Origin of the sequence: Novosphingobium sp. (assembly GCF_041915465.1) — a bacterium.
GTDB lineage: Bacteria > Pseudomonadota > Alphaproteobacteria > Sphingomonadales > Sphingomonadaceae > Novosphingobium.
On record NZ_JAYSBK010000132.1, the window covers coordinates 1 to 6910 of the forward strand.

At 64.8% G+C, this 6910-nt stretch carries 9 protein-coding genes and 1 tRNA gene; 6 read left to right on the top strand and 4 right to left on the bottom strand.

Going from position 1 to position 6910, the window contains the following annotated elements; translation table 11 throughout:
• Positions 1 to 729: LysM peptidoglycan-binding domain-containing protein (locus ACE3SN_RS15445; protein WP_374531512.1), on the top strand; the 729-nt coding region annotated here is incomplete at its 5' end.
• A 113-nt stretch (positions 730 to 842) separates the two neighbouring features.
• On the opposite strand, the gene ACE3SN_RS15450 is transcribed toward ACE3SN_RS15445, so the two are convergent.
• The gene (locus ACE3SN_RS15450; protein ID WP_374531514.1) at positions 843 to 1025 is read right to left on the bottom strand and encodes a Flp family type IVb pilin; all 183 of its coding nucleotides are present in this window, start codon (positions 1023 to 1025) and stop codon (positions 843 to 845) included.
• 97 nt (positions 1026 to 1122) lie between these two features.
• Positions 1123 to 1317 carry a Flp family type IVb pilin gene (locus ACE3SN_RS15455; protein WP_374531515.1) on the bottom strand — a complete coding sequence of 65 codons (195 nt, stop codon included), beginning with the start codon at positions 1315 to 1317 and terminating at the stop codon, positions 1123 to 1125.
• Between the two features lie 96 nt (positions 1318 to 1413).
• Between ACE3SN_RS15455 and ACE3SN_RS15460 the strand changes: the two genes are divergently transcribed.
• Both ACE3SN_RS15460 and ACE3SN_RS15465 read left to right on the top strand, forming a co-directional pair.
• The gene (locus ACE3SN_RS15460; RefSeq protein WP_374531517.1) at positions 1414 to 1812 is read left to right on the top strand and encodes an NUDIX domain-containing protein; all 399 of its coding nucleotides are present in this window, start codon (positions 1414 to 1416) and stop codon (positions 1810 to 1812) included.
• Between the two features lie 45 nt (positions 1813 to 1857).
• Positions 1858 to 1934: transfer RNA gene (locus ACE3SN_RS15465), tRNA-Arg, on the top strand.
• Positions 1935 to 2029: 95 nt separating this feature from the next.
• Here ACE3SN_RS15465 and ACE3SN_RS15470 read toward each other — a convergent pair.
• Both ACE3SN_RS15470 and ACE3SN_RS15475 read right to left on the bottom strand, forming a co-directional pair.
• Positions 2030 to 3400 (bottom strand): phospholipid carrier-dependent glycosyltransferase, encoded by a 1371-nt coding sequence (locus tag ACE3SN_RS15470; RefSeq protein WP_374531519.1) that lies wholly within the window; start codon positions 3398 to 3400, stop codon positions 2030 to 2032.
• Complete coding sequence (locus ACE3SN_RS15475) at positions 3397 to 4140, bottom strand: trans-aconitate 2-methyltransferase (protein ID WP_374531521.1); 744 nt, start codon at positions 4138 to 4140, stop codon at positions 3397 to 3399. The genes ACE3SN_RS15470 and ACE3SN_RS15475 overlap by 4 nt, the downstream gene beginning before the upstream one ends.
• A gap of 53 nt (positions 4141 to 4193) precedes the next feature.
• Here ACE3SN_RS15475 and ACE3SN_RS15480 point away from each other — a divergent pair, with 53 nt between their 5' ends.
• The 3 genes from ACE3SN_RS15480 to ACE3SN_RS15490 form a co-directional block, all read left to right on the top strand.
• Positions 4194 to 5759, top strand: a complete 1566-nt coding sequence (locus ACE3SN_RS15480) for a phospholipase D-like domain-containing protein (RefSeq protein ID WP_374531523.1) — start codon at positions 4194 to 4196, stop codon at positions 5757 to 5759.
• A 14-nt stretch (positions 5760 to 5773) separates the two neighbouring features.
• Positions 5774 to 6382, top strand: a complete 609-nt coding sequence (gene folE / locus ACE3SN_RS15485; protein ID WP_374531525.1) for a GTP cyclohydrolase I FolE — start codon at positions 5774 to 5776, stop codon at positions 6380 to 6382.
• A gap of 26 nt (positions 6383 to 6408) precedes the next feature.
• Positions 6409 to 6910, top strand: a 502-nt coding sequence (locus ACE3SN_RS15490) for a chloride channel protein (protein WP_374531526.1), incomplete at its 3' end; no start/stop codon positions are given.

Below are 6910 nucleotides of genomic sequence, written 5' to 3' on the forward strand. Positions count from 1 at the left end.
GCTTCGCGCGTAAAAGCGGCGTTAACCCGGGCAGGCACCAATCCCACCGGCAAGCTGAACCGCGACGCGTTCCTCACCGGGATCAGCGGCCTGACCTATGGCGACGATCCCAAACAGGGCATCGTGGATGGTCACAAGTTCACGCACCCCGGGATGAAGCTGTTTTTCCAGGCGCCTGACGGGTTCTATCTGGTCAACGGCACCCGTGCGGTTGCGATCAGCGGCAATGCCGGCAAGGGGCAGTTCACGGCCGCAGCCTATAACGGCGACATGGATGCCTATATCCGCGCGGCCTTCGGCGCGCTGACCGGGCAGAACGAAGCAAAGATCGATCCGGGTACGATTACCCGCACGACCGTTAACGGGATCAACGCGGCCTATGCGACCGCGCGGGTCAACTCGAGCGGCAGCCAGGTCGATGTGACGGTGTTCGCTTACGAGCTCGCGGCCGGGCAGGCGGTGCATTTCGTTACCGTCGTGCCGGCGGGCAGTTCGAACGTCTTCGCCTCGATGTTCAACTCGCTGCGCCGGATTTCGGCGACCGAGGCGGCGGCCGTCAAGCCGCGCAAGCTGGTGGTGGTCACTGTCAAGAAAGGTGACACCGTCCAGTCGCTGAGCAAGCGGATGGCCTATACCGACCTGCCGCTCGACCGGTTCCTGGTGCTCAATGGACTTGCCGCGAACAGCGTTTTGAAGCCCGGCCAGCGGGTAAAGCTCGTCACCTACTGATTGCGGCGGCAGCCCGCAAATGCGGGTCTTTTGCGATGAACACAGCAAAAGGGGCGGCAGGTTTCCCTGCCGCCCCTCGAAATTCAGCCCGTGGGCTAAATCTGTTGCTTCGCTTACGAAGCCGAACCGTTGGCGACCGACATGGCCGACGAGGTCGTGTTGAAGGTGGTCCGCAGTTCGTTGCCCAGGCCCTGCATCGCGGTGATCGCGGCAACGGCGATGAGAGCGGCGATCAGGCCGTATTCGATCGCGGTGGCGCCAGCTTCGTCACGGAACAGCTTGTTGATGAACTTCATGGTTAGTCTCCTAGTAGACAGTCTTCAGTTACCCGGCTCTTTCTCGGACCCCCGGATTGAGCAAACACCGGTCTAAGGGCTACTTATTGAAAAATACTTAACCCCCAGTCGATTGCGTTACCGCGTCGTGGGTCTTGCTCGTCACCGTGTTCCAGGTGTTGTGGCTGGCATCCGCAAAGTTCTGCAGAGCCGTGAACATCGCCAGCACGATCAGCGAGCAAATCAGTCCCATCTCGATCGCGGAGGTTCCGCGCTCGTCGTGGATTAGTTCTTTAAGGATCGGCTTGATCATTACTTTCCCGCTCCTAGGGGCTGATCGGAAAGAAATACGGCCGTCATCCCTAAGGAAAGGTTGAGATCGCGGTGCGATCTGCAAAAAAATCCGACAATGATTCCCGTCGTCGCCATCGCCCTGATTGATTCGTCCGCACGCGTGCTGATGCAGCGCCGCAAGCTGAGCGGCGCTCACGGGGGTCTTTGGGAATTCCCGGGGGGCAAGGTTGAAGCGGCGGAATCGCCCGAAGCAGCCCTGATTCGCGAGGTGGAGGAAGAACTTGGCATTGCGCTGCGCTCCGACGCACTCACGCCGTTGGGCTTCGCATCCCGGCCGGATGACCCTTATGTCGTCCTGCTTTACACCTGCCGTCGGTGGGACGGGGAGCCGGTGTGCCTGGATGGCGAGGAGATTGGCTGGTTCGCGGCCGATGCGCTGATGGCCCTGGCAATGCCCCCGCTCGACGTGCCTTTGGCAAAGGCTGTGAAAGAACTGCTCGAAAGGGCAAATTAGCCGCTTGCCAAGCTCGAACGACGCCCCTATGTGCGCCTCTCCAACGCGCCCGTAGCTCAGCTGGATAGAGCATCAGACTACGAATCTGAGGGTCGGACGTTCGAATCGTTCCGGGCGCGCCATTACAAAATCGGGCTCTCCGCAAGGAGGGCCCGTTTTTGCATTGGCGGGTCATGGCGCGGGGCGAATCGCACCAAATCTTTGCGACAGCCGGAGCTCAGGCGGGGCAGGGCGCAAGCCGGGTGGCACAGAGCCACGGCGGCATGACATCGCCCATGGCATAGGGCCAGACCAACGCTGCCCACGCCAAGGCCAGCCCCGCCAGCACGGCCGCGCCGCGCCTCGGCAAGCCCATCCGCCGCCATTCGAGCGCGGCCATGGCATGGCCCAGCAGCAGCGGGATGAGGTAGTGATAGAGATAAAGCACGCGCAGCCCGTCGAGGTATTGCAGCATGGCCATATTGGCGATCCACCCAGCCAGCAGCATTGCCCGAACCGGGCTTTCCCTCAGGCGCGACGGCAACAGGCTGGTGAGGACCCCGAACAACGAAATGAGCCAGATCACCAGATTAGGCATCAGTCCGATTGCCATCTGCCCGCCCTGAGCGGGATTGCTGCGATAGAGAATCGCGCCCCGGCCAAACAGCCAGCCGGCGGGATGCGATCCATTGGCGTCGCTCTTGGGCGTGATCGCAAGGTCGCTGCTGATGTGCGCCTCGATCCCCTGCATCACGCCAAGCACTGCGGCAGGGCTCCAGTGACCGGTTTCAAGCGCCTGCCGGTGGGCGGGCTGGAGGAATGCGAGGTCGGCCTTGCCGGCGGCAGTCGCCGGATCGGGCGGAAGCGGGGAGAGCGCGATGTATGCCGAGAGCGTCAGGACCAGCGCGGCCAGGCCGCCCAGCAGGCCCGCGCCGATCCGCCGCCACAACTGCGCGAAATCGTGGTCCCGCAGCGCCGGCCAGAGCAGGAACAGCGCGGTGACCCCAAGCACTAGCGCATTGGCACGTACCAGCGCCGCGCAGGCGAGCGAAAAGCCGAACAGGAAGACTGAAACTGTCCCCGGCCGCCTGATCGCGTGGACTGCCGCGAGCAGTGCACCAAGCACGAAGGCGAGCTGGAAGGCATCGAGCTGCGCCGCGCGGATTTGCACCATCAGCGCCGTATCGGCGAGGAACAGCAGCGAAAGGACCAGGGCAGCCGCCACGCTGCCGGTAAGTTCGAACATCAGCAGCGCAAAGATCCCGGCGGCGAGCACGCCGAACAGCGCGGGGGCAAGGCGCGGGCCGGTGTAATCGAAATCCGGCGGCATTTCCTCCAGATGCACTGCATAGTTCGCGCCGATCCGGTGCCAGTCCGCCCCGGCGTTGCGACCGCTGGCCATGTCGCCCGCCGCGATCAACATCATGCCGAGCGGCGGGTGCGAGGCAAACTGGGTGCGCCCCTCGTGATAATGGGCGGTCGCGGGGAGATAATACATCTCGTCCCAGATCGGCGCGGCGACATTGCCGAGACGCTGGAAATAAAGCACGGCCGCCAGGGCGGCGACCACGGCAAAGACGAGCGCGGCAGCGCGGGATCGTGCCATCATGCCTTGGCGACCTTGCGAAACAGGACGCGCGATTCGGTGCTGCCGTCGAGCCGGGCATCGTCCGGGCCATACAGGAGGGTTTGCGGCGCAAAGCTCGGCATGATCAGGGGATCGGCCCGGTAATGGGCAAAGGTCGGCGTATCGCAAAACCGGAAATGCGCATGATAGATTGCCAGCCAGCCGCCCGGTTCGAGACAGCCGTCGAGCATGGCAATTCCGGCGGCAAAGCGCGCGAACGTCAAGATGGCGGCACAGCTTTCGGGCTGGTGGGCTTCGAGTTCGCCGTGGCGGAAGACGGCCATGGCAAAGATTGCGTCGAAGTGTTCGCCCGGATCGGGCGCGGCGGCGATACGGTAATCGCCCGCCGGGTCGGCGTTGCGCGCAGCATCGATCGCGCGGCGGTTCACTTCGAGTCCGACGATCGTGGCATGCGGCAAACGGCGGCGCAGGGCGCGCACCTCGGCCCCGCTCGAACAGCCGAACGAGAGGATGCGCGGCTCTGGCAGGGGCGATAGCTGTTCGGCCAGGGCATCGAACAAGGCCGGGTAGCGTTCCTCCAAGGTGTCGGGGAAGGGCTGGAACAGGCGCTCGGCCTCGGCGCTTTGCAGGCGGTGCACTTCGCGCAGCGCCGGGTCGGCCAGGCGGTGCAGCGCACGGCCAAGCATCATCGCGCCCGGCACCCGCCGCGCGATGCGGCGCAGCGGTTCCAGCCGGTCGGTTCGGGCGGCGCCATGGTCCATACCCCCGAAATGTCACATGGCGCGGCCAAGAACCAGCCCCAAGCAGATAGCCAATGGATGACGCGGCAGCTTGCGCGGGATATGAGCAACTTATGGAGGAGAGCGAGCAGCCCGTAAGCGTTCCGGCAGCCGACGAGGCTGCTGCGGCCATTGCTCCATCGGCCTGGCGCTTTGCCCGCGCTTCGCGCGCTCACGTGGTGGTCGATGCGGCGGCCTATTACGAGGTTATGCAGCGGGCGATGCTGTCCGCGCGCCAGCGCATCTTGCTGATCGGGTGGGACTTCGACACCAGGATGTTGCTGGGGCCGGGACGGCGCTGGTGGAACAAGCCCGACCGCAAGGCCTGGCCGGCGCGGCTTGGTCCGTTCCTGATCTGGCTGTGCAATCGGCGCCCGGAGCTGCGCGTGCGGGTGCTGAAATGGAACTTTGGCGCGATCAAGTACCTGCTGCGCGGGTCCATGCTGCTCGATCTGGTGCGGTGGTACTTTCACCCCGGAATCGCCTTCAGGTTCGATTCGGCCCATCCGCTGGGTTGCAGCCATCACCAGAAAGTGGTGGTGATCGACGACCAGTTCGCGGTCTGCGGCGGGATCGACATGACTTCGGAGCGGTGGGACACGCCCGAGCACAAGGAAAACGATCCGCGGCGGCACAAGCCGATGAGCCCCAGGCTCTATGGTCCGTGGCATGACCTGACCATGCTGGTCGAAGGCGACGCGGCACAGGCGCTGGCCGAATTGGGGCGCGAACGGTGGATTCAGGCGGGCGGGGGCGACCTTGCGCCGTGCGAGCCGCAGTCGGAGCAGATCTGGCCTGAAAGCCTCGCCGCCGAATTTCGCGACGTTGAAGTGGGCGTCGCGCGCACCCGTTCGGCCTGGCGCGGGCTTGCCGAAGTGCGCGAAGTCGAGGCTTTGTTCATCGAACACATCGCCCGCGCGCGACGCTTCATCTATGCCGAGAGCCAGTATTTCGCTTCGCGATCGATTGCCGAGGCAATTGCCTGCCGGGTGGCTGAGCCGGACCCGCCGGAGATCGTCCTGATCAACCCGTTGACCGCCGAAGGCTGGCTGGAACAGGCGGCGATGGACGGGGCGCGCGTGCGCCTGTGCCGCGCGATTGGTGAGGCCGACCATGCCCGCCGGTTCCGCATCTTCATCCCGCGCAATGCCGCGGGGACGCCGATCTATATCCATTCGAAGATGATGATCGTCGATGACGAGGTGGTGCGGGTCGGTTCGGCCAACATGAACAACCGCTCGCTCGGGCTCGATACCGAAGTCGACATGTTCATCGACGCCGCGCGCCCCGGCAACGCCCACGCGGCGCGGCCGATCGAGCGGTTGCGGTACCGGCTGCTGGCCGAACATCTCGGCATGGCGATCGAGGCGGTTGCCGCGGCACTGGCCCAAAACCAAGGCTCGATGATCAGGCTGATCGAGAGCGCGCCACGTGCCGGCAAGCGGCTTGACGCTTTTGTCTTGCGTCCGCTGGGCGAAGCGGAGAAAGCGGTGGCCGATAACGCGCTGCTCGATCCGGAGCGGCCCGAGGACATGTTCGAGCCGATCGGCAGACGGCGCGGCCTGTTTCGCAGGGGCGGATTCCTGCGCCGCCCGCGCTAGGGAGACGAAACGACGTGAGTTGCGATCCGGACCACCACCATGACGGAGCCAGCGCCAAGCTGCCCGTTCCCGAAGACGTGCAGGAAGCGATCCGTACGCTGATCCGTTGGTCGGGTGACGATCCGCAGCGCGAAGGCCTGCTCGATACCCCCGCACGCGTAGCACGCGCATGGAAGGAATATTGCCAGGGCTACGAAAGCGATCCCGCCGCGCATCTTTCGCGTCAGTTCGAGGAAGTGGGCGGTTATGACGAACTGGTCCTGCTGAAGGACATTCCGTTCCAGTCGCACTGCGAACACCACATGGCGCCGATTACCGGCAGGGCTGCAATCGCCTATATGCCGCGCGACCGGGTGGTGGGCATTTCGAAGCTTGCCCGCGTGCTCCACGGCTTTGCCCAGCGTTTGCAGATCCAGGAACGCCTGACCGCCGAAGTCGCCCAGTGTATCTGGGACAACCTCAATCCGCATGGCGTCGCCGTGGTGATCGAGGCGCAGCACGGCTGCATGACCGGGCGCGGGGTCAAGACGCCGGGCGTGGGCATGGTCACCAGCCGCCTGATGGGTTGCTTCCTGGAAGACCATCGCAGCCGCAAGGAAGTACTCAGCCTGATGGGCTATTGATCCCTCGTCGGATGGGGTGACGTTGAATGTTGGTCCGCGCCAAACGGCCCCTGATCACCCGGCTGCGGCGGCGCTTTCGCAGCGGCGAGGCGCTGGTGCTGCTGCTCGCAGTAGCGGTCGGCGCGGCCGCGGGGCTGACGACCGTAATCCAAAGCTGGTTCGCGCACGGCTTGCAGGGGCTGCTCTACGGCGTAAGCGAGAACCGCCTGAGCGCGCTCGCCTCGATCCGGCACCCGGCCAAGCTGCTGTTCCTGCCGCTCGGCGGAATTGTGCTGGGGTTGCTGATCCGGTTCTTCGCCGCGCGGCGCACGCCGGTCGACGTGGTCGAGGCCAATGCCTTGCACGGCGGGCGGATTCCTTGGCGCGATACCATGCAGGTGTCCGCGCAGACCCTGGTTTCTAACGGGTTTGGCGCATCGGTCGGGCTTGAGGCGACCTATGCGCAGATGGGCGGCGGCATGGCCTCGCTGGCCGGGTCGTGGTTGCGGCTCAAGCGGTCCGAATTGCGCACGCTGGTTGGCGCGGGTG